Raw genomic sequence first — 23308 nt, 5'->3', positions numbered from 1 at the left:
GCAGGCCGAATCGGGCAGTTTCGATGGTCGGATCACCCCGCTCCACCCCCGGAGCCGGAACCGGACGGCTCGTCCACGCCCGACGCCACGCAGCCCTCCGCGACGCCCCAGGGCAGGCGACCCAGCCGCCACCCCCGCCCAGGCCCACCGGCGACAGACCCCGTGGCCCGCGACGGCCTCCCCTGGCCTGCCGCCCGAGTCACCGTCAGGGGCGCCGGTCGCTGGAGGCAGCCGGCGCCCCTCGGCGCAGGTGGGCTCAGACGGCCGTACGGCCGCCGTCGACGGGGAGGACTGCGCCCTGTACGAAGCTCGCCCCGTCACCGGCAAGGTAGGCGATCGCCTCGGCGATCTCGCGGGCCTCGGCGGGGCGGCCGGCGGGTGCCTGGGCGGCGAGGGCCTCCAGGTCATCGCCCATGACCGCCGTACCCTCCGTGCGGGTGGGGCCCGGCTCCACGGCGTTGACCCGCACGCCGTGCGGGCCGAACTCGGCGGCCCAGGCCTTGGTCAGCAGGTTCACCGCCGCCTTGCTCGAACCGTACAGTGCCATCCCCGCGACGCCGTACTCGGCGACCATGGTGCTGACGTTGACGATCGCCCCCTGCCCGCGCTCGGCCATCCCCGGGGCCAGCCGCGCCACCAGGTGGAACGGTGCCTTCACGTTCAGGTCGTAGACGGCGTCCACGTCGCCGGGCGTCGTCTGTGCCGTCGGGCCGAACGGGAAGATGCCGGCGCTGTTGACGAGGATGTCCACGCGGCCGCCGCCCAGTTCGATGGCCTGCTGGGCCAGCTGCCGTGCGGAGGCCGCGTCCCGCAGGTCGGCGGCGAGGAAGTCCGCCTTGCCGCCGCGCGCCCGGATGCCGGACACGACGGTGTCGCCACGGGCGGCATCGCGTCCGGCGACCAGAACATGCGCGCCGCGCTCGGCGAGCAGCGTCGCCGTGGCGGCGCCGATTCCGCTGGTCGCCCCGGTCACCAGGGCCACACGTCCGGTCAGATCAACAGAACCCATGAGGGCCGTCCTTCGTATCGAAGTATCGAGAAGTCAGGGGCGAAACGGGAGGTGCGGTGGTCCGCGGTCCCTCACCCCGGCACCTCGTCCGTGAGGTGACGGGAGTCCAAAGCGCCCTCGCCTCGCGCTGATTCCGGTCCGGCCATAGGCGATGCTTACGGCCGCTCTTGGTGAGCCGAATGGCCGGGTCTGCGGAATCACGCGCATCCGGCGGTTACATGGATCCCGGCCGACAGCTCTCAGGTCTCGTGGGGTTCTCATGTCACGGACGTCGCGGCCCCGGCCCGGCCGGGGTGGCCCACCGGTTCCACGGGACCTGGCCGTGGGCGGCTGGCGGTGGCCACCACGCGCTACGAGAATGGCGAGTGCTGCCTGTCCGCCCCGCGTCCGCAGGGGCGCCGCCTCCATGGTCGGCACAGGGAAACCGCAGCCGCAACACCGGCTGCCCCACCACCGGCGGGCATCGAGCGGTCCGGCTCGGCCGCCCCGGTGCCGGTCGTCGCCGGGCGATGCCACGAACAGCTCGCCGGCGGCTCCGAGAACAGCTCATCAGCAGCACCGATCGTGATGCGAGGACACCATGACCGAAGCGCACGGAACCCGGGAAACCGCCGCCTACGACGTGATCGTGCTCGGCGCGGGCCCTGTCGGGCAGAACGTCGCCGACCACGCCCGCACCGCAGGCCTGTCCGTCGCCGTCGTGGAACGGGAACTCGTCGGCGGTGAATGTTCCTACTGGGCCTGCGTCCCGAGCAAGGCTCTGCTGCGGCCGGTCATCGCGGTCGCCGACGCCCGCCGGGTGGACGGTGCGCGCCAGGCCGTCACCGGACGGATCGACACCGACGGCGTCTTCGCGCGCCGGAACCGCTATGTCAGCGACTGGGACGACTCCGGCCAGGCCCTGTGGGTCAAGTCCATCGGGGCCGATCTGTTCCGAGGGCAGGGCCGGCTCGACGGGCCCCGCCGCGTCACCGTCACCCGGGACGACGGCTCCCGGCAGATCCTGACCGCCCGGCACGCGGTGGCCGTCGCCACCGGCAGCCTGCCGCTGCTGCCCGAGATCCCGGGCATCGCCGAGGCCCGGCCCTGGACCAACCGGCACGGCACCGACTCCAGCACCGTGCCCGCCCGCCTCGCGGTGATCGGCGGCGGCGGAGTCGGCGTCGAGATGGCCACCCTCTGGCAGGGCCTCGGCTCCCGGGTCACCCTGCTGGCCCGCCGCCGCCTGCTGCCCCGGATGGAGTCCTTCGCCGGAGACCACGTCGCCCAGGGCCTGGCGGAAGCGGGCGTGGACGTGCGGATCGGCGTGCAGGTGACCGCCCTGCGCCGCCCCGACCCCGCGGGCCCGGTCACGCTCGCCCTCGACGACGGCAGCGAGCTGGAGGCGGACGAGGTGCTGTTCGCCACCGGCCGCACCCCCGCCACCGGTGACATCGGCCTGGAGACGGTCGGCCTCACCCCGGGCTCCTGGCTGGACGTGGACACCACCTGCCTGGTCAAGGGCGTCGACGGCGAGTGGCTGTACGCCCTCGGCGACGTCAACCACCGCGCGCTCCTGACCCACCAGGGCAAGTACCAGGCCCGTACGGCGGGGGACGCGATCGGTGCCCGCGCGGCGGGCCGCCCGCTGGACGACGCCGCGTGGGGAGACCACGCCACCACCGCCGACCAGCACGCCGTACCCCAGGTCTTCTTCACCGATCCCGAGGCGGGCGCCGTCGGACTGACCGCGGAGCAGGCGGCCGCCGCCGGCCACCGGACCAGGACCGTCGACCTCGACTTCAACGCGGCCCAGGGCGCCAACCTGTACGCCGACGGCTACCGGGGCCATGCCCGGCTGGTCGTCGACGTCGACCGCGAGGTGCTGCTCGGAGTGACCTTCGTCGGCCCCGGGGTCAGCGAGCTCCTGCACTCGGCGACCATCGCGGTCGCGGGCGAGGTCCCGCTCAAGCGACTGCGGCACGCGATCGCCTGCTTCCCCACCGTCAGCGAGATCTGGCACTTCCTGCTCGCCGCGTACGAACGGGACCGCGAGTCGGCGTGAGCGGATGATGTTGGTCGTGCGGATCCACGGGCCCTCGGGAGGGGCGGCACGTCACGGCGATGATGCGATCGCCCCGCACCGCCGACGCCCGCCGTAGCTGCTGTCCCGGAACCACTGTGTGCACCGCGGCAGCCCGGACCGGCGAGGAGCCGCGGGACCTGAGGCCCACGCACACGGTCGTCGGTGGCGTCCTCGTCCGTGGAGCCGAGACCACCGGCTGACCGAGCGGGTCCCGGCCGCCCGGGCCACTGCCGTCGTGGGGAGCCGGGGCCACATGGCCGGCGTCCCGATCGAGGCCGTGCCTCGGGTCACTCGGGTGGTCATCGCCCGGATGGCTGCCGGGAACCAGCCACGGGCCACGCCGGCCCGGTGGTCCCCATCACCGCGGAGGTGTTCCGGATTGCGCTCGGGTTCCGGGCCACTCATGGTCGGAGGGTGAGCACGTCCTCCGCGCTGCGGCGGTCCGACGGCCCCCGCGAGACCGGACGCGGTCGGATGGAGGGCCCCCCGGGCGTGCTGCGGGCCCTCGCCGTCTTCGCGGCCGTCCGTCTCACCGGGGTCGTCCTGGTGGTGCTGACCGACCTGTGCGCCGGCCGGCCGTTCGGCAAGAGCCTCACCCATGCGTGGGACTCGGTGTGGTACCTGCACATCGCCGAGCACGGCTACGGGCACTGGTTGCGTATCACCAGCTCCGGCGCGGTGCAGACCGACTGGGCGTTCTTCCCGCTGTATCCGGGGCTCATCCGGGCCGTGAGCGACTTGCTCCATGTGACCGCCGGCAAGGCCGGACTGCTCATCGCCTGGAGTTCGGCGCTGATCGCCGCGTACGGCATCTACGCGCTCGGTCACCACCTCTACGACCGCACGGTCGCCACCGCTCTCGTCGCCCTGTGGGCCGTACTGCCGCAATCGGTCGTCCTGACCCTGGTCTACACCGAACCACTGTTCACCGCGTGCGCCGTCTGGTCCCTGTACGCCGTGCTGCGGCGCCGCTGGCTCACCGCGGGCTCGCTGGCGATGCTGGCCGGGCTCATACGGCCGAACGGCATCGCCGTCGCCGTGGCCGTCACCGTCGCCGCCGTGCACGAGGTCGTACGGCGCCGCACCCGCGTCACCCCCACGCTCCTGGTCGGGACCGTCCTGGGACCGCTGGGCTGGGTGGGTTATGTGCTGTGGGTGGGACGGCAGACCGGTGATCTGTTCCGCGGTTACCTGGATGTGCAGAGCGCCTGGGACTCCCGCCTGGATCCCGCGGTCGGGCCCCTGCGGTTCCTGCAGTCGATGCCGTTGCAGGGCAGCGCGGTGACCTATCCGGTGGCCCTGGTCGTCGTGGTGGCGGGCATCGTGTCGTTCTGCCTGCTGTGTCTGGACCGTGCCCCGCTGCCGCTGGTGGTCTTCGCGGGCGTGCTGCTGCTGTTGGTGGTGGCGGTGTCCGGCCCCTTCTCCTCCAAACCCCGCTTCCTCCTTCCGGCGTTCCCCCTGCTCATCCCGCCGGCCCAGGCCCTCGCCCGCGCGTGGCGCACCCGCCCGCCGCCGCGAGCCCGTCTGCTGTGCGGCGGGCTCACGGCCCTGTCCCTGCTCTACGGCGCCTACCTGGCGGCCCTGTCCGGCCAGGCCCTGTAGACGGGGCCCCGTACTCAGCGCACCGCGGACCGGCGGTCAGCCGGTCGTGGTCGGTTCCGTAGCGGTGTCGGCTTCCTTCGTGGCAGCCCAGGAGGCGAGGAGACGCAGGCCCTCTTCCGAGGGTGAGCCGGGTTCGGCGGCGTACACGGTGAGGGTGAGGCCGGGTTCGGCGGCCATCTCCAGACCCTCGAAGGCGAGGGTGAGGTCGCCGACGACCGAGTGGTGGAAGCGTTTGGTGCCGGTGCCGTGGTGACGGACGTTGTGGGCGTCCCAGCGGGTCCGGAACTCGTCGCTTCGCGTGGACAGTTCGCCCACGAGGTCGTGCAGGTCCTTGTCGTGCGGGTTGCGGCCGGCCTCGGTGCGCAGGATGGCGACGGCGACGTCGGCGAAGGTGTCCCAGTCGGGATAGATGCGGCGTGAGGCGGGGTCGAGGAAGTTGAAGCGGGCGAGGTTCGCCTGGTTGTGGGGCGTGGCGTAGACGTCGGTGTAGAGGGCGCGGGCGAGCTGGTTGGCGGCGAGGACGTCCATGCGGCCGTTGCGGACGAAGGCGGGTCCGGCGGTGATGGCGTCCAGGGTCCACTGCAGGCTGCGGTGCGGTGTCCACTGCCGGGTGGCGCGGCGCCGGGGGCGCTCCGCCGTCGCGGGCCAGGCCCTGGACTCGGGTCTCGGCCTGACCGGACCCGCACTGGTCGGCACCGTCTCGGCCGCCCTCACCCTTCTGCCGCTGATCACACTCGCCCTGAGGGGCACGGGCCCTCGTTCGACGCTGCCCCCGGGGGCGACCCTCTCGCATAATTGAACGTCGGCCCGCCCAGCGGTAGTTCCCGGTTTTCGTGTGACTCTTCCCCGGGTGGCGAGGCCTTTCTCCGGCCGCCCTCACCGCTTCATACTCCCTCGTCGGCGGCGGTGCCGACTCGTGCGAGCACTGGCGAAGGTCAGACGTTGGGGGAATGTTGACGGACGGTACGTCGAACCGTATGCCCGAGGGACGCTCGGTCGAATGCCCGCAGGGCAGGAGGTCCTGGCTCGTAGCCCACGGTGTTCTGCCTGAGCGGGGGCCGCGGCGCACGCTGGCGGCCGCCAGCTTCATCAACATGCTCGGCAGCGGCATGTTCATGCTCACTGCTGCGGTGTTCTTCACCCGTTCCGTTGGACTGCCGGTCTCTCAAGTCGGTCTCGGCCTGGGCGTGGGAGCCTTGGTGGGCCTGCTGTCCGGGGTTCCCGTCGGTCGGCTCGCCGACCGACGCGGACCACGTGAGATCTACATGCTGACCCTGACCGTGCAGGCCGTCACCATGGCGATGCTGGCCCTCGTGCACTCCTTCTGGCTGTTCACGACGCTGATCTGCCTGACCGAGCTCGCCGGCTCGGCCGGCCAAGCGGCGCGCGGGCCCATCGTGCGGGGGCTCGCCGGCGAGCACCCCGCACGGTTCCGGGCGTATCTGCGCAGCACCGCGAACCTGGCCTCCAGCGTCGCCGCCCCGCTGGGCGCGCTCGTTGTGCAGCTGGACACGCATGTCGCGTACCTGTGCCTGGTCCTCGGCAACGCGCTGAGCTTCGTGGCAACGGCAGCTGTCGTCAGCCGCCTTCCTTCCTTGACGCCCCTTCCGGCCCCTCCTGGTGACGGCCGCTGGTCGGCGCTGAAGGACTACCGCTACATGGTGATCACAGCGCTCGACGGCATCATGTCGATGCACGGCTCCGTCCTGGTCTTCGCCCTCCCGCTGTGGATCGTCGGGCACACCCATGCGCCTCGCTGGTTCGTCGGAACGAGCGTCCTTCTCAATACCGTCATGGTGGTGGCTCTACAGGTCAGGGCGAGCCGCGGAATCGACGGCGACGTGTCCGCCGCACGCGCCTGGCGCCGCGCGGGCTGCGCCTTCCTGGCCGGTCTGTCACTGATCGGCTTCGCCTCGCGCCTGCCCACATGGGGAGCCGTTCTGCTGATCCTGCTCGGCGTGGGAGTCCACACCCTCGGTGAACTCCTCCACGCGGCGGGCTCGTTCGAGTTGCGCTACAGCCTGGCCCCGGCGCACGCCCAGGGCCAGTACTCGGGCGTCTTCCGCTTCGGCAGCGGTCTGGGAAGCGTCGCCGCACCCTCCGTCCTGGCATGGCTCTGTCTCGATACGGGCACTCCGGGCTGGCTGCTGATGGGAGCCGTGTTCCTCGGCGCCGGGCTGGTGGCTCCCCACACGGTCCGATGGGCGCAGCACACCCGGCCGGGCGCCGTCGCGCGCTCCGCGACCGCCACGCAACGGACGGGGTGACCGCGTCTGAACACGCCCTAGATGTCCTCGGGGCCGGCCGTGCTGCGGAGGGTGTTGATCATCGTGAGGACGTCCGGGCCGTCCGGCGGGGTGAGACGTTCCGTGTCGCCGTGCGTGAGGAGACGTTCCAGGGCCCCGTCCTCCGTGAAGGGGCGGAGGTAGTCGGCCATGTCCATGTGGAGCCGGTTGCGGGTGCTGGGCGAGAGCTGGACCTGCTCGAAGAACCTCGCCAGCATCAGCCAGGAATCGGGCTCGGACGTCAGCGTGTGGAAGAAGTCCCGGTGCTGCAGACGGATGATGAGCAACACCGCGAGCTGCAGCCGGAATTCGCGGGACAGGCTCCGCCTGGTCTGGGCGTGGAAGACGGCCAGAGCCATGTTGTAGACGTTGATGTAGCGCTTGAGCCGACGCGGATTGCCGCCCAGGCCGCGGCGCAGCAGCTCCCAGAAGAAGGGGTCCTCCGCCAGGTCGGAGACATACCGCTTGAACGCCTCGCGCAGCGTGTCGAAGCCGACGTCGGGCAGGAAGAACGGCAGTTGGACGATCTTGTCCAGGTAGGCCATGCCGGACACCACTTCGGGCGGTGCCCCCTCGAGGGCGTCACCGAACTTGTTGGTGGCGATCGCGGCGAGCACGTCCAGGTCGAGGGCGAGCACGAAGACACACTGGGAGTGGGCGAGGAAGAGCTTCAGCGACTCGAGGACGGTCATCGCCGACTCAGGGGTGCACCGGTCCAGGTCGTCCACGAAGACGACGAGTCGGCCGTTCTCCCCCACGAACTCCTCGACGGCCTCCGCGAAGTCGAACTCGAAGCTGTTCACCTGCCGGTACTGCTGCGAGTCCTCCTCCGAGAGGCTCTTCAGCAGTTCGTCGACGTCGGCGCCCTTGATGACACCACCCGTGCCGAGCGCTGCCGCGGTGCCCAGACCCGCGCGCACCGAGAGCCAGGTGGCGGCCTTGGCGAGCCTGACGGCCTTCTCCTTGAGGGTGTCCTTCTTCTCCATCTCGGCGAGGATGGTGTGCAGCAGGGCCGCCCAGACCTCGACCTTGCGGTCGTACTTCCAGGGGTTGAACCAGATCGTCTTGGTCGACTCCGACTCCAGGCGCCGCTCCCACAGCCGCAGGAAGCTCGACTTGCCCGCACCCCAGGAGCCGAACACGCCGACGGTCAGCGGCAACGGCGTGGCCTGCTGCACCGCCTCGTGCAGCACGTCGACGTACGGTCCGAAATGGAACGAGTCGTCGCCGGGGCTGGTGACGGGGTTGTCGGTGAGCGGACGCACCTGGTCTTCTCCTGTCTGCCGGATGCCACTGACGGGTCGGGCCGGTCGACGCCACGACCCCGGGCCCCGCCCGGCCTTCCCCCAACCCGTCGATTATCGCGTCCGGCCAACGAGCTGTCATTCGAACGGAGTTCCCGCCGTCCCGCCGGCAAGGCTGTGAGACGCGGGCCGTCCCCGGCCAGGCGCTCAGGCCGGCGCGCCCTGGGCTCGCATGCTCGGCCTGGCCTGCGGTTCCGGGGAAATGCCGTGCACCCGGCCCGCGAGCACCGGATCACCGGGACCGGCGTGGACATCAGCGCGGTGTTCACCCGGCGGCGGAACACCGGCCGCCGGCTCGACAGCGGCCCGATGGACGAACCGGCCTGCGCCGCTGACGGCTTCAAGCCCGCCTGGGGGTCCACCGGTTGAGCGTCTCGCCGTCGGCGTCGTCACCGTGTGGGGGTGACCTGCTTCCGGCCCCCAGCAGGCGTGCCGGTACTCCCAGAGCGTCCCACCGCCCGCGCCCACGGCCCGCACCGCGCGTTGGCCCGAGAACACCACTTGTTCGGCAGCCTCCAGGGGCACCGGCGCGGCTTGGGCTTCGATCCCGGGTTCCTCTACTCGGCGCGCTGTTCCACGGCCTCGGCCTCAACGAGGAGTTCCACGGCAGTGGACGCCGTTTCGAGGTCGCCGGCGCCGACGGGGCCGGCAGGTTCCTGCGGGCCCACGACGTGCCGGCCGACGGGATCCGGCGCGTGGTCCGACCACGTGCCGTCGCGCATGATGACTCTGCCGCGCAGTTCCGGCTCGCCGCGCCAGGCGCGCACAGTGCTCGGCACCACGCGTATGTACAGAAAGGAACCCTCCTCCGCGCGCGAGTCCCACCCGAACTTGGCGGTGAATGCCTCCGCCGCGGCTGCGGGCACGTCCTGGTCCGGGAAGCACTCCGCCGCTCCCTGGAGAAGCACGACGTCGAAGGCGTCCGGCAGCGCCAGGCGTACGCGCGGCTCGACGCGCACGTTGCGCGCGGTCGCGGAGGTGGCACCGGTGCACATCCACACCGCTCGCCCGTCCCACAGGAACCAGAGCGGCACCTGGTGCGGCCCGTGGTCAGGATGAGCCGTGGACACCCACACCTCCCGCTCGGTGACGAGCCGTTCCAGAGTGTCGCGCCTGCGCTGCGCCGCCTGGCGACGAACGTTTCCCGTGGTCTGCATGAGCGCCGACCCTACCCAGCACGCTCACCGCTGCGCATGAGGCCAGGGACCTACTCCCAGCGAACGACGAACCCCTCAGCCGTGTCCCCACCCCGGCCTGGAGGCCGCCCCCGGCGCTCAGCCGAAATCGCTTTCGTGCCCTGCCGAACGGGAGCTAGTGTGCGCGCATCGAGTGACTCGCGAGGAGCGAAGACATCGTCGGCCGTCCGAGGGGTCCCTGTGCCGTCCTCTTCTCCCGCCGTATCCGATTCCGGCCGGTCCGTTCCGCCGAGCCTGTGGCGAGACGGCGACTTCCGCGGGCTCTGGGTGGGGCAGACGTCCTCCCAACTCGGCGAGCAGGCAAGTCAGGTGGTCCTGCCGCTCTTCGCCGTCCTGACGCTCAACGCCGGTGCGGGCCAGTTGGGCGCCCTGCGCGCGGTGGGGCAGGCACCGATCCTGCTGCTGTCGCTCTTCGCCGGCGCCTGCGTGGACCGATGGCGGACCCGCACGCTGATGGTGCTGACGGACGCCGGCCGAGCCGTGACGCTGGGTGCCGCCGCCGTGGCCGGCTTCCTCGGTGCACTCGGCCTGCCGGTGCTGCTCGTGGTCGCCTTCACCGTCGGGACCCTGTCCGTGTTCTTCGACGTGGCCTACCAGGCGTCCCTGGTACGGCTGGTGAGTCGCGATCAGTTGGTGCGGGGCAACAGCGCGCTCGAGGGCAGTCGGTCCGCCGCCCAGATCGGCGGTCCCGCCCTCGGCGGCGCGTTGGTGTCCGTACTGTCGGCGCCGATCGCCGCCGCCTCCAGCGCGGTGTTCTTCGCGTTGTCGTTCCTGTCGATCCGACGGATCGGGCGCCGCGAATCCCTCCCGGAACGCCCGGAACGTCGTCCTCGGGTCTGGCGGCTGATCCATGAGGGGCTCCGCTTTGTCGCCTGCGATCCCTCGCTGCGGACCGTGTGCCTCGCGTCAGCCGCCTTCCAGTTCTTCTTCGCCGCCGCGATGACCGTCTATCTGCTGCTCCTGACACGGGACCTGCACCTGTCGGGCACCGCCGTCGGCCTGGCACTCGCGGCGACGGGGCCGGGTGCGCTCCTGGGGTCGCTGCTGGCCGCCCGCCTGCCCGGCCGCTTCGGACACGGCGCCGTGCTGGTGTCCTCGGCAGCACTGGGCGACGGCGTGTTCCTGTGCGTGCCCGCACTGCACGGCTCCTCCGTGGTGACGGTTCCCGCGCTCCTCGTGGTCAACTTCGTCTTCAGGGCCTTCAGTCAGCTGGTGAATGTCACGGTCATGGCCGTCCGGCAGACGGTCACGCCGGACGGGATGCAGGGCCGTGCGGCCGCGACGATCAACTTCGTCGGCATGGGGCTGACCCCGCTCGGCTCACTGCTCGGCGGCTTTCTGGCGGAGGCGTGGGGGACCCGCACCGGCCTCCTGGCGACAGCCGCGGGCATGCTGCTGTCACCGGCGCTGATGGCGCTGTCGCCCCTCGCCCGCCTGGGGCGGACGCTTCCCGCCCCGCCGGAGACTCCGGTCCCGTCTGTGTGAGGGCTTTCCCCACACCGGTGGCCGAGCGCCCTCGGCCGACAGGACCGGCTTGGCCGAAGGTTCCCTCCGGTCCGCGAGCGCGTTGCTTACTCCTTCCACCGGCACAGGCAGCCGACGAGAGACGCGCACCCTTTCCGAAAGGCCGACGGGGAGTTCTGCCGGGCCGACTCGCATGTCCCGGCAGAACTCCCCATCACGCCGTACGGGGCCGCTAGTTGCGGCGCCCTGCCGAATCGTGGGCGACGGAGTCCCGGCCGGTGCCCGGGTCCGGTGAGGAACCCTGCGCACCGATGCCTGCGCCGGCCGTCGCCACCTCGCTGCGGTCCCCGTGCCCCGGCCACCAGGCCGCGTGGCCGATCAGCGCGGTGAGGCTCGGGGTGAAGAACATCGCCATGACGAACGCGGCCACGGCGATGCCGAACGACACCGCGAAACCCATCTCGGTGAGCAGCGAGTTGCCCGCCAGCATCATGGTGGCGAAGGTCGCCGCCAGGATGAAGCCGGCCGCGGCGACCGTCGGCCCGGCGTGCCGCAGCGCCATGCCGGCCGCCTCGCGCGGATCGCGGCCCTCACGGGCCTCCTCGCGCAACCGGGCGATCATGAGGATGTTGTAGTCGGTTCCGATGGCGACCACGAACAGGTACATGATCACCGGGAGCATGAACATCAGCCCCGAGTGCCCCTGCCCCTCCTGGAAGATCCAGACGGTGGCGCCGAGCGTGGCGCCGAAGCCGAGGCCCACCGAGGCGATCAGGTACCAGGGGGCGACGACGCTGCGCAGCAGCAGGCCCAGGATGACCATGATGAGGACCGCGGCCACCGGGAAGACCGTCTTGTAGTCGTGGTTCACCGCGGTGTTGATGTCCTTGTAGATCGAGGACATGCCGCCGACGACCGCCTCGGTGCCGTCGGGGGCGTCTGCGTGGGCGACGTCGCGCACCCGGCCGACCGTGTCGATGGCCTCGTCCGTCGACGCCTCGTACTTCAGCGTGACGGTGAAGTCCGCGGTGCTGCCGTTCTGGTTCAGCTGCGTCATGCGGGCGCTCGCGACGCCGTCCACGGCACCGAGTTCCCGCGCGTACGTGCCGAAGTCGGCCTTGTCCAGCGGCTTGCCGTCGGTGCTGGACAGATAGACGTCGGTGGGTGCCGCGGCGCCCGCCGAGTACGCCTTCTGCATCTGGTCCTGGACGACCATGGACTCCTTGGTCTTCGGCATGGAGCCGGACGCCAGGTCGAAGGTGGCGTGGAAGTCGAAGACGCCGACCGACAGGGCGAGCAGGACGAGACCGGACAGCGCGGCGGTCAGCGCCGGGCGACGCCGCACTCCGCGGCCGAGGGCGGCGAAGCGGGCGTTCTCCGGTTCCTTCTGCCAGGACTTGGAAGGCCAGAACACCTTCGGTCCGATCAGCGAGACCACCGCCGGGATCAGGGTCAGACCCGCGACGAGGGTCGCGCCGACCGCGATGGCGAGCGCCGGGCCCATCTGCTTGAGGAAGCCCAGCGTGGACAGCACCAGCGCGAGGAAGGCGATGATGACGGCACCGGCAGCCGAGGCGATGGCCTCACCGACCCGGGCCACCGCGTTGACCATCGCCTGCTTGGGTTCGTCACCGGCCCGCAGGCGCTCGCGGTAACGGAACATCAGGAACAGGAAGTAGTCTGTGCCCACGCCGAAGAGCACGACGATCAGGATCGACGAGATCGAACTGTTGGCCTGCAGATCGAACAACTTGGTGGCGTACGCGATCAGACCGTTGGCGATGGCCGACACCAGGCCGATCAGCACCAGGGGCAGTACGGCCAGGATGGGCGCCCGGAAGATGATCAGCAGGGTCACCAGGATGATCACGAAGGTGCCGATACCGATCAGCGCCTGTCCACGCTTGGACGAATCCTGCTGGTCGAGGGCCTGCGCGGCGGAGCCGCCGAGCTTGACGTCGAGATGCGTGCCCTTGGCCAGCGCCTTGACGTCGTCGCGCAACACCTTGGCCGCGTCCGCCTGTTTGGGCTGTCCGGCGTTCTTGCTGTCCATCTGCACCAGGGTCAGGTCATACCTGCCGTCCTTGGACGGCCGGCCGGGGACGACCTTCTGCACCTGGTCGATGTGTTTCCCGCCCAGTTCGGTGGTGATCCGGGCGACGTCCTTCTGGTCCGCGGCGGTCAGCTTGCCGCCGTCCGTGCGCTGGTACAGCGCGATGGCGGACGGGGTGAAGGCGCTGGGGAACGCCTTCTGCTGGAGATCCGCCGCCTTGATGGACTCGTAACTCTTGGGTAGGAAGCTGCTCTCGTCACTGTTCGAGGGCAGACTCGGAGCAGTGGCGACGATCGCCACCGCGGCGATCAGCCATGCCACGATCGTCCACACGGGATGGCGGACGACAGTGTTGCCAATACGTCGGAACATGCGGAAGGTCCTCCTGGACAGGAAGATCACCGCAGCCCGGGGAGCGGTCCCTGGCATCGGCGACCCCGAACGGCCCGTCGTGAACGGGCCGGTCGAATGGTTGTCTTGCGGCCACATGGTAGTGACCGATTGCGAAGTTCATCTCATCTGGTGGTCTCCGTGTCGGGTGACGCCCGAGTGCCCAGGGGACGTTGGAGCACTCGGCCGGGACACGACGACCCGACCGCTCAGCCGAGGACGAACGGGAGCCTGGTCGCGAGTTCGCCCATGGCGGCCTTCTCCGTGCCGGTCGGCGTACGGCGCCCGGTGCCGACGAGCAGCGCGTCCTGGTCGGAGAACGCGGCGGGGAACGGAGCTCCCGCGATCTTCTCCAGTGACGCGCGCGCCGCCGCGAGGGCCTCGGCCGGCGGCCCCGCGGCCGGCGCCGAGGGCAGTCGGGCGATCAGATCGAGGTGGTGCAGGGTCCACTCGACCACGTACGCGGACAGGTAGTCACCGACGGTCAGCACCTCGCCGCGGGTGCCGACACGTCCGGCCGGGTCGGCGAGCCCGGCGGCGCGGCCCGCCGCGGAACCGACGTCGTCCAGGTGGAACTTCAGCCACCGCGGCTCGCCGTAGGCGTCGGCCAACCGGGGGATCAGCGCGTCGAGCGGATCCTCACCCGTCGGCGGCTCGACGAGGTTCCAGTAGGTGACGGCGTCCACGGTCGGCTCCGTGTCGGCGGGCGTGACCAGGGTGATGAGCACGTCCTGGGCGTCGATGACCAGGTGGCAGACCAGGTCCCGCACCAGCCAGCCGGCACAGCCGGACGGCCGCTCGAAGTCCTCGTCCGGGAGTTCTGCGACCGCCGCGCGTAACGCCGTCCATGAGCGTGAGAAGAGATCCACCGCGGCAAGGTAGTTCGGGAGCGGAGTGCCGGACAAGCGAATTCAGCCGTGTCGAAAGCCCGGGGGACGACAAGCGCGTCCCCGCCCCCCGCCCTGGGGGCGGAAGCGGTACCCGCCGCCGGCTCAGTGAGCGGACGGCGAAAGCCGGTAGGAGCGGGCGAGATCGCGCACCTCGACGGAGAGGAACGCCTGTTCCTGCGCGTCGTCGACCAGCAGGTGCTTGGCGAGCAGGGCCAGGATGCTCTCGGACAGCCGCGCCTTCCGCGCCTCGGGCCGACCGGGCATGAGGCCGACCTCCACATGCACGAAGAGGGTCTCACCGCTCGGCTCGTCCCCGACATACGTCTCGGCAGGGCGGAGCAGTGTCTTGCACACGCCCGACGAACCGGATTCCCCGACCACGAGCGGGTGCAGCTCCTTCACCAGGGCACGAGCGTCGAAGGCTCCGGCCAGGCGCGAGGAGTAGTCGATGGTGAGGTGCGGCATGGCGGGCCTTTCACACGATCCCCGTGGTTGTTTCTCCAGGCAACGATCTTCCCTCATGCCATGACACCGCTTCACCGCACCCCCTCGCGGAAGTCGCGAGCATCGCTCCCCGCCTCATTCGCCGGACGACGGCTTCCGTCCGCCGGTTCCCGGTTCCGGGAGAGCTCACCGGCTTGACCAAGTCGGAAAGCAGTTACGGACGTCACCGCCGTGCCGGCCGAGGCGTTCGCGGTGCTGCGGACGCCGGGCGGCACATAGGGGCGCCCCTGCTCGGCGGACCTCCGCTCGGCGGCCCTCCGCACGGCGGGCCTCCGCTCAGCGGGTCGCGTCCATGCGCTGGGTGCCGATGACCGACAGCAGCCGCAGCGCCTCCTCGGACGGTGTGCCGGGGACGGCGGTGTAGATCACGACCTGCTGGTCGCGGTCCGTGAGGTCGAGGGCGTCACAGTTGACGGTGACCGGCCCGACGACCGGGTGCCCGAAGGTCTTGCGGAGGGTCGGCTCCACGTCGACGTCATGGGAGTCCCACAGCTGCGCGAACTCCTCGCTGCGGGAGCGGAGTTCGCGGATCAGACCGGTCACCTCGGGGTCGTCGGGGTAGCGGGCGGCCGCCGTGCGCAGCCGGCGTGCCGCGTGCCGGGCGAACGCGTCGGCATCGGACACCCCGTACAGCCGGCGGCCCTCGGCGCGCGGTCCGAGGAAGGCGCGGCGCGCGAGGTTGCGCTCACGGCGCGACAGGGCCGAGAAGTCCTCCATGAGGGCGGCGGCCAGGTCGTTCCAGGCGAGCACCTCCAGCGTGGCCGACGTGACGAAGGCCGCCGACCGGGGCAGCCGGTGCACCAGGTCGAGGATGCTCTGGCGTACCTCGCGCGGAGGGCCGGGCGCGGGCCCGGGCGGGGCGCCGGCCAGGAGATGGAGGTGCTCGCGTTCGGCGTCCGACAGCCGCAGGGCCCGGGCGAGTCCGGCCAGCACTTCCCGGGACGGGCGCGGGGCACGGCCCTGCTCCAGCCGGGTGTAGTACTCGGTGGAGATGAACGCCAGCTGCGCGACCTCCTCGCGCCGCAACCCCGGCGTGCGGCGGCGCGGCCCGGTCGGCAGGCCCACGTCGGCGGGGGTGATCCGCTCGCGCCTGCTGCGCAGGAAGCCCGCCAGTTCTGTTCGGTCCACAGCCCCAGTGTGCGCGAGTGCCGTGGGCCCGATCCAGGTACTGCCGGTGCCTGGATGAGCCCCGCCCGTGGGCGCACGCTCGCTGCCATGGACAACACACGGACCACCGAAGCGACCGCTGCGCCCGCCCTCGGCCTGCTGGCCGGCAAGGTCGCCTTCGTCACCGGTGCCAGCCGCGGGATCGGCGCGGCCGCGGCGCGGCTCTTCGCCCGGGAAGGGGCCCGGGTCCTGCTCGCGGCCCGCACGGAGGCACAGCTGAAGGCGGTGACCGAGGAGATACGGGCGGCGGGCGGCACCGCGGACCACGTCGTGTGCGATCTGGGCGACGCGGCGAGTGTGCGGGCCGCCGTGGACCGTGCCCTGGACCTCCACGGCCGGCTCGACATCGCCTTCAACAACGGCGCGACGATCCAGCCGCCCGGCCCCATGGACCTGCTTCCGGAGGCCGAGTTCGACCAGGTGTACACGGTGAACCTCAAAGGCGTCTGGCTGGCCATGGTCGCCGAGGTCACCGCCATCCGGGCCACCGCGGGGACGGGCGCCATCGTCAACAACTCGTCCATCGGCAGCCTGCGGGGCAATCCCGAACTGCCGGCGTACGGTGCGATGAAGCGGGCGGTGAACAGCCTGACGGAGTCGGCCGCCGTGACGTACGGCCCCGAGGGCATCCGCGTCAACGCGATCGCGCCCGGCAACACCCTGACGGAGATGATCCGGGCCTGGGAGGCGCAGGCCCCCGGCCTTCAGGACCGGCTCACGGCCCTCACCCCGCTGCGCCGCGCCGCCGACCCGGAGGAGATCGCCCAGGCGGCCGCGTGGCTGCTGAGCGACCGCGCCTCCTTCGTGACCGGCGCGGTGCTCCAGGTCGACGGCGGTGCACGAGCCTGACCCCGGACCCCGCGGTCAGCCGAGGCCGAGGACGCTCAGGGTGCGCTCGGCCATGCGCTGCTCGCCGAGCGCGTTGGGGTGGACCGGGACGATGTTCTGCCCGAACAGGAGCGGCTCGATCCACCGGGTTCCGACGGCCTGGCACGCGTCATGGCCCTCGGACGCCTGGGAGAAGTCGACGTACGTGGCCCCGGTCTCCTCGGCGGCGCGCCGGACGACGGTGTTGAGATGGGCCTGCATGGCGTGCAGGTAGGGCACGTCACCGGAGGCGACCGGCAGTTGGGCGAAACAGGACGGGTCGGCCTTGGCCGGAGTGATCCACGGGTAACCGAGCACCGCCACACGGGCGCCCGGCGCCTTGGCCCGGACGCTGCGCAGCGCGCTCTTCAGCGCGGGGTAGGTGTTCGCGTCGATCTCGTCGTCGAAGGAGGACCCGTAGATGTCCTTGCAGGGGCTGCCCTGGCCCCCGCTGAGGACGCCGGCACTGCCACAGGCGAGCATGGCGTTGATGAACGTGCCGTTGTCGTTGCCGCCGAGCGTCAGGGTCACCAGATCGGTGTCGGTGGTGACCACGTCCGTCTGCGGGGCGACTCCGGGGTACTGCGACTCGGTGAGGTCCTTGCTCTGCGCGGCGCCACAGGTGACGTCGGTGAGACGGGCGCCGGTGCGGTCCGCGATGACGTGGGGGTAGTTGGCCGTGGAGCGCAGGCAGATCAGGTTGCTCGCGTCGACGGGCAGGACGCCCGAGGCGGCACTGTAACTGTCGCCGAGGGCGGCGTAGTTCAGGGGAGTTGAGGCCTGGGCGGGTGCGGCGGTGAGGCCGAGGGCCAGCGCGCCGGTGAGTGCGGAGGTCGCGGCGACGGCACGGCGAAGCGCGGACATGGGCATGTGCTTCCTCTTCTCGGGATGGGGACACCGAGCACGCGGGCATGGGGGTGCCCGCGTGCTGGTGCGCGAGAATGCGGCGGCTCGGAGCATGGGGAGGTGCCGGCCGTCGGGGCGTGGATACGTGGGCGCACGCAGGTCGACGGCCGCGAAGTACCTGTTCGCGGGATTACCGCTGGGTTCTACTGATAGGTAATGTGAGGGCGCGACACGGCGGAGTCAACGTTGTTGACGGAGATTCTTGAAACACTCACGTAACGACGCGACACGCGCGTAGAGCGCGACGAAAGCTCCCTCGCACAACGGGACGCGCCGGAGGCCCCGGCCCGCCGGACCGCGCCGCGTCGAGAGGTCTTCGGGCGTCCGCCTCTTACGGAGTCGTGACGTACCGGCCGTGTCGTCCGGTCGCGGTGGTGACCGCGTCTAGCGTGGCCGTATGCGTGTACTGGTCACCGGCGGTGCCGGGTTCATCGGGTCCCATGTCGTCGAGGCGCTGCGGTCGGGCGGCCACGAGCCGCTCGTGTACGACGTCCGCGACGACCCTGGCGCGGACGTGCGCAACCCCGCCGCGGTCGCCCGGGCGCTCGTCGGCGTGGACGCCGTCTGCCATCAGGCGGCGATGGTCGGGCTCGGAAACGGTGTCGCCGACGCGGCGGAGTACGTCTCGCGCAACGACCTCGGCACGGCCGTGCTGGTCGCGGCCATGGCCGAGGCCGGCGTACGGCGCCTGGTGCTCGCGGGGTCGATGGTGGTGTACGGCGAAGGGCGTTACGCGTGCCCGCGGCACGGGATCGTACGGCCCGGTCCCCGGAGCGTCGCCGACCTCGACGCGGGACGGTTCGAGCCCGGGTGCCCGCGCTGCGGGACGGAGTTGAGCCCCGGTCTGGTCGACGAGGACGCTCCGGCCGATCCGCGCAACGTGTACGCGGCGACCAAGCTGGCGCAGGAGCACCTGGCCGCCGCCTGGGCCCGCAGCACGGACGGCTCGGCGGTGTCCTTGCGCTACCACAACGTGTACGGGCCCCGGATGCCCCGCGACACCCCGTACGCCGGCGTCGCGTCCTTCTTCCGCTCGGCGCTGGCCCGCGGCGAGGCGCCCCGGGTGTTCGAGGACGGACGGCAGCGGCGGGACTTCGTCCATGTCCGGGACGTGGCGGAGGCCAACGTGGCGGCACTGGAGGCGGAGGCCGCTTCGGGTGTCCTCACGGCCTACAACACCGGCAGTGGTGAACCGCGCACCGTCGGCGAACTGGCCCGGGCGCTGGCGGACGCGTGCGGCGGACCGGAGCCCGTGGTCACCGGGGAGTACCGGCTGGGCGACGTACGGCACATCACCGCGGACTCCTCCCGTCTGCGGGCCGCGCTGGGCTGGAAGCCGCAGATCGGTTTCGCCGAGGGGATGCGGGAGTTCGCGCGGGCCGAACGGGGTCCGGCGCCGACGCCCAAGACCCCCGAGTAGTCGTCCTGCGGGTGGGCCCTGCAGCACGGCTGCGGGGCTCACCCTGTCGACACCGGCAGCGTCACCTCGAAGCGGCACCCCCCGGGGATGTTGCGGACACTCGCCCGGCCCTCGTGTGCCTCCACGATGCCCCGGACGATGGCCAGGCCGAGGCCCGCGCCCGCCGGCGGGGTCCGGGCGTCGGTGCCCCGCCAGCCCGTGTCGAAGACGCGCGGCAGGTCCTCGTCGGGGATGCCGCCGCAGCCGTCGGTGACCGAGAGGACCACGCCGTCGTCCGTCCGCTCGGCGGCGATCGCGACCGTGCCGTCGGGAGGGGTCCGGCGGATGGCGTTGACCAGGAGGTTGCCGAGGACGCGGGTCATCTCCTTGCCGTCCACCTCGACCGGCACGGGTTCGACCCGGTCGCCCACCAGGCGCACCCCGTGTTCCCGGGCGAGCGGGTCGGCGCCCGCCAGCGCGTCGCCGACCAGGTCGTACAGGGAGATCCGGGAGGGGTTCAGCGGGAGGGTGCCCGCGTGGATGCGGGAGAGTTCGAAGAGGTCGCCGACCATGTCGTTGAGCCGTTCGACCTCGGTGCGGATCTGCTTGAGGTAGCGGTCGGGGTCGGTGGCCACGCCGTCCTCGAGCGCCTCCGACATGGCGCGCAGGCCGGCCAGCGGGGTGCGCAGGTCGTGCGAGATCCACGCGACCAGCTCACGCCGGGACTTCTCCAACGCCCTCTCGCGTTCCCGGGATTCGGCGAGCCGCGCACTGGTGGCGGCCAGCTCGCGGCTGAGGGCGTCCAGTTCGGCGGTGGCGGGGCCGTGCGGGGCGGCGAAGGCGCCGGCGTCACCGAACGAGCGGGCGGCGTCGGCGAGTTCGCGACTGCGGGCGCCGACCCAGCGGCCCAGGAGGAGCGCGGTGGCCAGGGAGACCACGGCCGCCATCGCCACCACGGTGGTGACCACGCTCAGGTCGTGCGAGGACAGGAACATCGCCCAGGCGACGGCGAGCGTGCCGGCGAGCATGGCGACGACTCCGACCGCCGCGACCACGGCTATGGAGGCGGTGAGCGAACGGCGCCGGACCAGCCGCAGCGCGCCCGCGCCCGCGGCCCCCGCCGCGACGGCGCCGGCGAAGGCGTACAGGACGATGAGAAGGGTGTCACGCATGGTCGTGCACCGCCCCACCCGGCTCGAAGCGGTAGCCGACGCCCCACACCGTCTGGATCAGGCGGGGCTGGGCCGGATCGTCCTCGACCTTGCCGCGCAGCCGGCGGACATGCACGGTGACGGTCGACAGGTCACCGAAGTCCCAGCCCCAGACCTCGCGCATCAGGTCCTCGCGGCTGTACGCCCGGCCGGGGTGCCGCAGGAAGAAGGCGAGCAGGTCGAACTCCCTCAGGGTGAGGGCGAGTTCGCCGCCGTCCTTGGTCGCCCTTCGGGCGTCGGGATCGACGGAGAGCCCGGCCGCGGCGAGCCGGTGCCCGGCGGGGGCGGGGCGGCTGCGGCGCAGCACCGACTCCACGCGCAGGACCAGTTCGCGGGGGCTGAAGGGCTTGGTCACGTAGTCGTCGGCACCCACCTCCAGGCCCAGGATGCGGTCGTCCTCGTCGCCGCGGGCGGTGAGCATGATGACCGGTACGGGACCGCGGTCGCGCATCCGCCGGCACACCTCCAGGCCGTCCATGCCGGGCAGCATCAGGTCGAGCACCACGAGGTCGGGCCGGTGCGCGGCGGCACGGGTGAGGGCGGTGGGGCCGTCGTCTGCGCGGTCGACCACGTAGCCGGCGCGGTGCAGGTATCCGGTGACGACCTCGGCGACGGTCGGATCGTCGTCCACGACCAGGATCCGGGCCGTCCGGCCTGCGGTCCCGGTCCCGTGGGGCTCGTACAGCGATTGCATGACTCCAGCCTCGCATCGCGCGCCCGCCGGCGGCGCGCCGCGGGCCGGGCGTCCGCGTTTCGTAAGGAGCATGAGTCCGATTTGCCCGATTGGCGTTCGTAGGGTGAAACCGTGACGACCACTTCAACGGACGTCGACGTGGTGCTGCCCTGCCTGGACGAGGCCGAGGCCCTGCCCTGGGTGCTCGGCCGGATCCCGGCCAACTGGCGCGCCCTCGTCGTCGACAACGGTTCCACCGACGGCTCGCCCGACATCGCCCGCGCGCTCGGCGCGACGGTGGTCCGCGAGCCGCGGCGCGGCTTCGGCGCCGCCTGCCACGCCGGACTGACCGCGGCCACGAGCGACATCGTGTGCTTCTGCGACTGCGACGCCTCCCTCGATCCCGCGCTGCTCGTCCCCTTCGTGCGGGAGATCCGCGACGGCGCGGCCGACCTGGTCCTCGGCCGGCGGCGTCCCGAGGGCCGGGGTGCCTGGCCCGCGCACGCCCGTGCGGGCAACCTCGCGCTGGCCCGGATGCTGCGCCGCCGCACCGGCCTGCGCCTGCACGACCTGGGACCGCTGCGCGCCGCCCGCCGCGAGGCGCTGCTCGCGCTCGGCCTCACCGACCGGCGCAGCGGCTATCCGCTGCAGATGGTCGTCCACGCGGCCGACGCCGGCTGGCGCATCACCGAACACGATGTGCCCTACCGGCCCCGCACCGGCGCCTCCAAGGTGACCGGCACCTGGCGCGGCACCTGGCAGGCGGTGCGGGACATGAGCCGCGTGCTGGCCGAGACCCCGGCCGACGGGGGGCCCGTACGGTGACCACGCTGCTCGTCATCGCCAAGGAACCGCTGCCGGGCCGGGTCAAGACCCGGCTCACCCCGCAGTTCACCCCGCAGCAGGCGGCCGCCCTCGCGGAGGCGGCGCTCGCCGACACCCTGCGGGCCGCCGCGGCGGCTCCCGCGACCCGGCGCGTCCTCGTCCTCGACGGGACGCCGGGGCCGTGGCTGCCGGACGGCTTCGAGGTGTGGCCGCAGTGCGCGGGCGGGCTGGACGAGCGGCTGGCGGACGCCTTCGCACACTGCTCGGGACCGGCGCTGCTCATCGGCATGGACACCCCGCAGGTGACACCGGAGCTGCTCACGGTGGACTTCGCGGACTGCGACGCCTGGCTCGGGCCGGCCGAGGACGGCGGTTTCTGGGCGCTGGGCCTGGCCGAGCCGGATCCCGCGCTGCTGCGGGGCGTGCCGATGTCGACGCCCGGGACGGGGGCCGCGCAGCGGGAGCGGCTGCTCGCCGCCGGGCTGCGGGTGCGCGAGCTGCCCCGGCTGCGGGACGTCGACACCGCCGCCGACGCCCTCGCCGTCGCCGCGCTGGCCCCGCACGGACGGTTCGCCGCCCAGCTGGCCGCCTGTGCCCCGGTCACCCGGTGATGGGCGCCTCTGTCGCCTGGGCGGCCGCCGATCCCTACGCGGCCGCGTTGCGCACCGGCCGCGGCCCGCTGTTCCTGCGCCGCACCGACGGCTGGCTGCTGCCGCTGGAGGTGGAGCGCTGGTGCGCCGGCGCGGACGCCGTGGACCGGGCGGTGCTGGACCGCTGCGAAGGTGCTGTCCTGGACGTCGGCTGCGGGCCCGGCCGGCTGGTCGCGGAGCTCGCCGCGCGCGGCCGTACCGTGCTCGGCATCGACGTCAGCGAGGCCGCCGTGGACCACACGACCGGGCTCGGCGGGTCGGCGCTGCGGCGCTCGGTCTTCGAGCCGCTTCCCGGCGAGGGACGCTGGGACACCGTGCTGCTCATGGACGGCAACATCGGCATCGGCGGGGAACCGTCCGTACTGCTGGACCGGGTGGCCGCGCTGCTGCGGCCGGGAGGTCTGCTGATCGCCGAGACGGTTCCCGGGCACGTCGACGAGCGCGCCCGGGTCCAGGTGGTCGACACCGTCGCCGCCGAGCACGCGACCGGCACCCCCTTCCCCTGGGCGCGCCTCGGTACCCCGGCCCTGCTGCGGTACGCGCGCAGGGCCGGGTGGCGACCCGTCGCTCAGTGGAGCACGGGAGGCCGCTGCTTCGCCGCCCTGCGCACCCGCCACCCCAGCACCAGCGCCGAACCGGCGAAGAGCGCAGCGGTGATCAGCAGCCAGCGAACGAGGAACCCGTCCGGGGACAGCCCGGTGGCCGACCGGTAACGCCCCGCCGTCATACCACTGATCAGCGGAAACCACACGATCGCCGCCCAGCGCACGACCGGTACCTCCTCCCCCTGGGCGCGCCTCGGCACCCCGGCCCTGCTGCGGTACGCACGCAGGGCCGGGTGGCGACCC

General features: G+C 72.2%; 19 protein-coding genes and 2 pseudogenes. 10 read left to right on the top strand and 11 right to left on the bottom strand.

All coding sequences use genetic code 11. The annotated features are described in order from the left end of the window. Positions 1-256: 256 nt before the first annotated feature. A complete protein-coding gene (locus AB0D93_RS09525) occupies positions 257-1009 on the bottom strand; it encodes an SDR family NAD(P)-dependent oxidoreductase (protein WP_362115685.1) in 753 nt (250 codons plus the stop codon). A gap of 580 nt (positions 1010-1589) precedes the next feature. On the opposite strand from AB0D93_RS09525, the gene AB0D93_RS09520 reads away from it, so the two are divergent. Both AB0D93_RS09520 and AB0D93_RS09515 read left to right on the top strand, forming a co-directional pair. Next, a complete protein-coding gene (locus tag AB0D93_RS09520; RefSeq protein WP_362115682.1) occupies positions 1590-3053 on the top strand; it encodes an NAD(P)/FAD-dependent oxidoreductase in 1464 nt (487 codons plus the stop codon). Positions 3054-3488: 435 nt separating this feature from the next. Further along, the gene (locus tag AB0D93_RS09515; RefSeq protein ID WP_362115679.1) at positions 3489-4676 is read left to right on the top strand and encodes a mannosyltransferase family protein; all 1188 of its coding nucleotides are present in this window, start codon (positions 3489-3491) and stop codon (positions 4674-4676) included. A gap of 36 nt (positions 4677-4712) precedes the next feature. On the opposite strand, the pseudogene AB0D93_RS09510 reads toward AB0D93_RS09515, so the two are convergent. Next, positions 4713-5306: pseudogene (locus tag AB0D93_RS09510) on the bottom strand (transcriptional regulator); the annotation flags it as partial. Between the two features lie 347 nt (positions 5307-5653). Between AB0D93_RS09510 and AB0D93_RS09505 the strand changes: the two are divergent. Beyond that, positions 5654-6943 (top strand): MFS transporter, encoded by a 1290-nt coding sequence (locus AB0D93_RS09505; RefSeq protein ID WP_362115676.1) that lies wholly within the window; start codon positions 5654-5656, stop codon positions 6941-6943. 17 nt (positions 6944-6960) lie between these two features. Here AB0D93_RS09505 and AB0D93_RS09500 read toward each other — a convergent pair whose 3' ends face one another. Next, positions 6961-8226 (bottom strand): P-loop NTPase fold protein, encoded by a 1266-nt coding sequence (locus AB0D93_RS09500; RefSeq protein WP_362115673.1) that lies wholly within the window; start codon positions 8224-8226, stop codon positions 6961-6963. Positions 8227-8472: 246 nt separating this feature from the next. Here AB0D93_RS09500 and AB0D93_RS09495 point away from each other — a divergent pair, with 246 nt between their 5' ends. Next, on the top strand, positions 8473-8634 hold the full coding sequence (locus AB0D93_RS09495) for a hypothetical protein (RefSeq protein WP_362115670.1): 162 nt from the start codon (positions 8473-8475) through the stop codon (positions 8632-8634). Positions 8635-8963: 329 nt separating this feature from the next. On the opposite strand, the pseudogene AB0D93_RS09490 reads toward AB0D93_RS09495, so the two are convergent. After that, positions 8964-9422 (bottom strand): annotated as a pseudogene (locus AB0D93_RS09490) (pyridoxamine 5'-phosphate oxidase family protein); the annotation flags it as partial. 219 nt (positions 9423-9641) lie between these two features. On the opposite strand from AB0D93_RS09490, the gene AB0D93_RS09485 reads away from it, so the two are divergent. Further along, entirely contained in the window at positions 9642-10946 is a 1305-nt protein-coding gene (locus AB0D93_RS09485; protein ID WP_362115667.1) for an MFS transporter, read from the top strand. 211 nt (positions 10947-11157) lie between these two features. Here the strand turns inward: AB0D93_RS09485 and AB0D93_RS09480 are convergent, their stop codons facing one another. The 4 genes from AB0D93_RS09480 to AB0D93_RS09465 all read right to left on the bottom strand — a co-directional run bounded on the left by AB0D93_RS09480 (position 11158) and on the right by AB0D93_RS09465 (position 15890). Further along, the gene (locus AB0D93_RS09480; protein WP_362115664.1) at positions 11158-13350 is read right to left on the bottom strand and encodes an MMPL family transporter; all 2193 of its coding nucleotides are present in this window, start codon (positions 13348-13350) and stop codon (positions 11158-11160) included. Between the two features lie 227 nt (positions 13351-13577). Further along, on the bottom strand, positions 13578-14237 hold the full coding sequence (locus AB0D93_RS09475) for a maleylpyruvate isomerase N-terminal domain-containing protein (RefSeq protein WP_362115661.1): 660 nt from the start codon (positions 14235-14237) through the stop codon (positions 13578-13580). 123 nt (positions 14238-14360) lie between these two features. Next, the gene (locus AB0D93_RS09470) at positions 14361-14723 is read right to left on the bottom strand and encodes a 5-carboxymethyl-2-hydroxymuconate delta isomerase (protein ID WP_362115658.1); all 363 of its coding nucleotides are present in this window, start codon (positions 14721-14723) and stop codon (positions 14361-14363) included. 315 nt (positions 14724-15038) lie between these two features. Continuing rightward, complete coding sequence (locus AB0D93_RS09465) at positions 15039-15890, bottom strand: helix-turn-helix transcriptional regulator (protein WP_362115655.1); 852 nt, start codon at positions 15888-15890, stop codon at positions 15039-15041. Between the two features lie 87 nt (positions 15891-15977). Between AB0D93_RS09465 and AB0D93_RS09460 the strand changes: the two genes are divergently transcribed. Beyond that, positions 15978-16778 (top strand): SDR family oxidoreductase, encoded by an 801-nt coding sequence (locus AB0D93_RS09460; protein WP_362115652.1) that lies wholly within the window; start codon positions 15978-15980, stop codon positions 16776-16778. A 15-nt stretch (positions 16779-16793) separates the two neighbouring features. Here the strand turns inward: AB0D93_RS09460 and AB0D93_RS09455 are convergent, their stop codons facing one another. After that, positions 16794-17666 carry an SGNH/GDSL hydrolase family protein gene (locus AB0D93_RS09455; protein ID WP_362115649.1) on the bottom strand — a complete coding sequence of 291 codons (873 nt, stop codon included), beginning with the start codon at positions 17664-17666 and terminating at the stop codon, positions 16794-16796. 433 nt (positions 17667-18099) lie between these two features. Here AB0D93_RS09455 and AB0D93_RS09450 point away from each other — a divergent pair, with 433 nt between their 5' ends. Then, complete coding sequence (locus AB0D93_RS09450) at positions 18100-19122, top strand: NAD-dependent epimerase/dehydratase family protein (RefSeq protein WP_362115646.1); 1023 nt, start codon at positions 18100-18102, stop codon at positions 19120-19122. Between the two features lie 38 nt (positions 19123-19160). Here the strand turns inward: AB0D93_RS09450 and AB0D93_RS09445 are convergent, their stop codons facing one another. Next, entirely contained in the window at positions 19161-20273 is a 1113-nt protein-coding gene (locus tag AB0D93_RS09445) for a HAMP domain-containing sensor histidine kinase (protein ID WP_362115643.1), read from the bottom strand. Continuing rightward, positions 20266-21006: a response regulator transcription factor gene (locus tag AB0D93_RS09440; protein WP_362115640.1), complete on the bottom strand. Its 741-nt coding sequence runs from the start codon at positions 21004-21006 to the stop codon at positions 20266-20268. Before AB0D93_RS09440 ends, AB0D93_RS09445 begins: the two co-directional genes overlap by 8 nt. Before the next feature lie 111 nt (positions 21007-21117). On the opposite strand from AB0D93_RS09440, the gene AB0D93_RS09435 reads away from it, so the two are divergent. From AB0D93_RS09435 to AB0D93_RS09425, 3 genes are read left to right on the top strand one after another with little or no spacing between them, the layout of a single operon-like run. Next, positions 21118-21810, top strand: coding sequence for a glycosyltransferase family 2 protein (locus AB0D93_RS09435; protein ID WP_362115637.1), 693 nt, complete (start codon positions 21118-21120; stop codon positions 21808-21810). Further along, positions 21807-22421, top strand: a complete 615-nt coding sequence (locus AB0D93_RS09430; RefSeq protein ID WP_362115634.1) for a DUF2064 domain-containing protein — start codon at positions 21807-21809, stop codon at positions 22419-22421. Before AB0D93_RS09435 ends, AB0D93_RS09430 begins: the two co-directional genes overlap by 4 nt. Beyond that, on the top strand, positions 22421-23173 hold the full coding sequence (locus tag AB0D93_RS09425; RefSeq protein ID WP_362115631.1) for a methyltransferase domain-containing protein: 753 nt from the start codon (positions 22421-22423) through the stop codon (positions 23171-23173). The genes AB0D93_RS09430 and AB0D93_RS09425 overlap by 1 nt, the downstream gene beginning before the upstream one ends. Positions 23174-23308 lie beyond the last annotated feature (135 nt).

Source organism: Streptomyces sp. NPDC048191, assembly GCF_040652655.1.
Classification (GTDB): domain Bacteria; phylum Actinomycetota; class Actinomycetes; order Streptomycetales; family Streptomycetaceae; genus Streptomyces.
Note: the sequence above shows the minus strand (reverse complement) of the source record. Positions and strands in the feature narration are given on the sequence as shown.

Bases quoted from the DNA above. Each gene is read 5' to 3' on its own strand.
- AB0D93_RS09525 (WP_362115685.1), bottom strand. From the start codon at position 1,009: ATGGGTTCTGTTGATCTGACCGGACGTGTGGCCCTGGTGACCGGGGCG.
- AB0D93_RS09520 (WP_362115682.1), top strand. From the start codon at position 1,590: ATGACCGAAGCGCACGGAACCCGGGAAACCGCCGCCTACGACGTGATC.
- AB0D93_RS09505 (WP_362115676.1), top strand. From the start codon at position 5,654: ATGCCCGAGGGACGCTCGGTCGAATGCCCGCAGGGCAGGAGGTCCTGG.
- AB0D93_RS09480 (WP_362115664.1), bottom strand. From the start codon at position 13,350: ATGTTCCGACGTATTGGCAACACTGTCGTCCGCCATCCCGTGTGGACG.
- AB0D93_RS09470 (WP_362115658.1), bottom strand. From the start codon at position 14,723: ATGCCGCACCTCACCATCGACTACTCCTCGCGCCTGGCCGGAGCCTTC.
- AB0D93_RS09460 (WP_362115652.1), top strand. From the start codon at position 15,978: ATGGACAACACACGGACCACCGAAGCGACCGCTGCGCCCGCCCTCGGC.
- AB0D93_RS09455 (WP_362115649.1), bottom strand. From the start codon at position 17,666: ATGCCCATGTCCGCGCTTCGCCGTGCCGTCGCCGCGACCTCCGCACTC.
- AB0D93_RS09450 (WP_362115646.1), top strand. From the start codon at position 18,100: ATGCGTGTACTGGTCACCGGCGGTGCCGGGTTCATCGGGTCCCATGTC.
- AB0D93_RS09445 (WP_362115643.1), bottom strand. From the start codon at position 20,273: ATGCGTGACACCCTTCTCATCGTCCTGTACGCCTTCGCCGGCGCCGTC.
- AB0D93_RS09440 (WP_362115640.1), bottom strand. From the start codon at position 21,006: ATGCAATCGCTGTACGAGCCCCACGGGACCGGGACCGCAGGCCGGACG.
- AB0D93_RS09425 (WP_362115631.1), top strand. From the start codon at position 22,421: ATGGGCGCCTCTGTCGCCTGGGCGGCCGCCGATCCCTACGCGGCCGCG.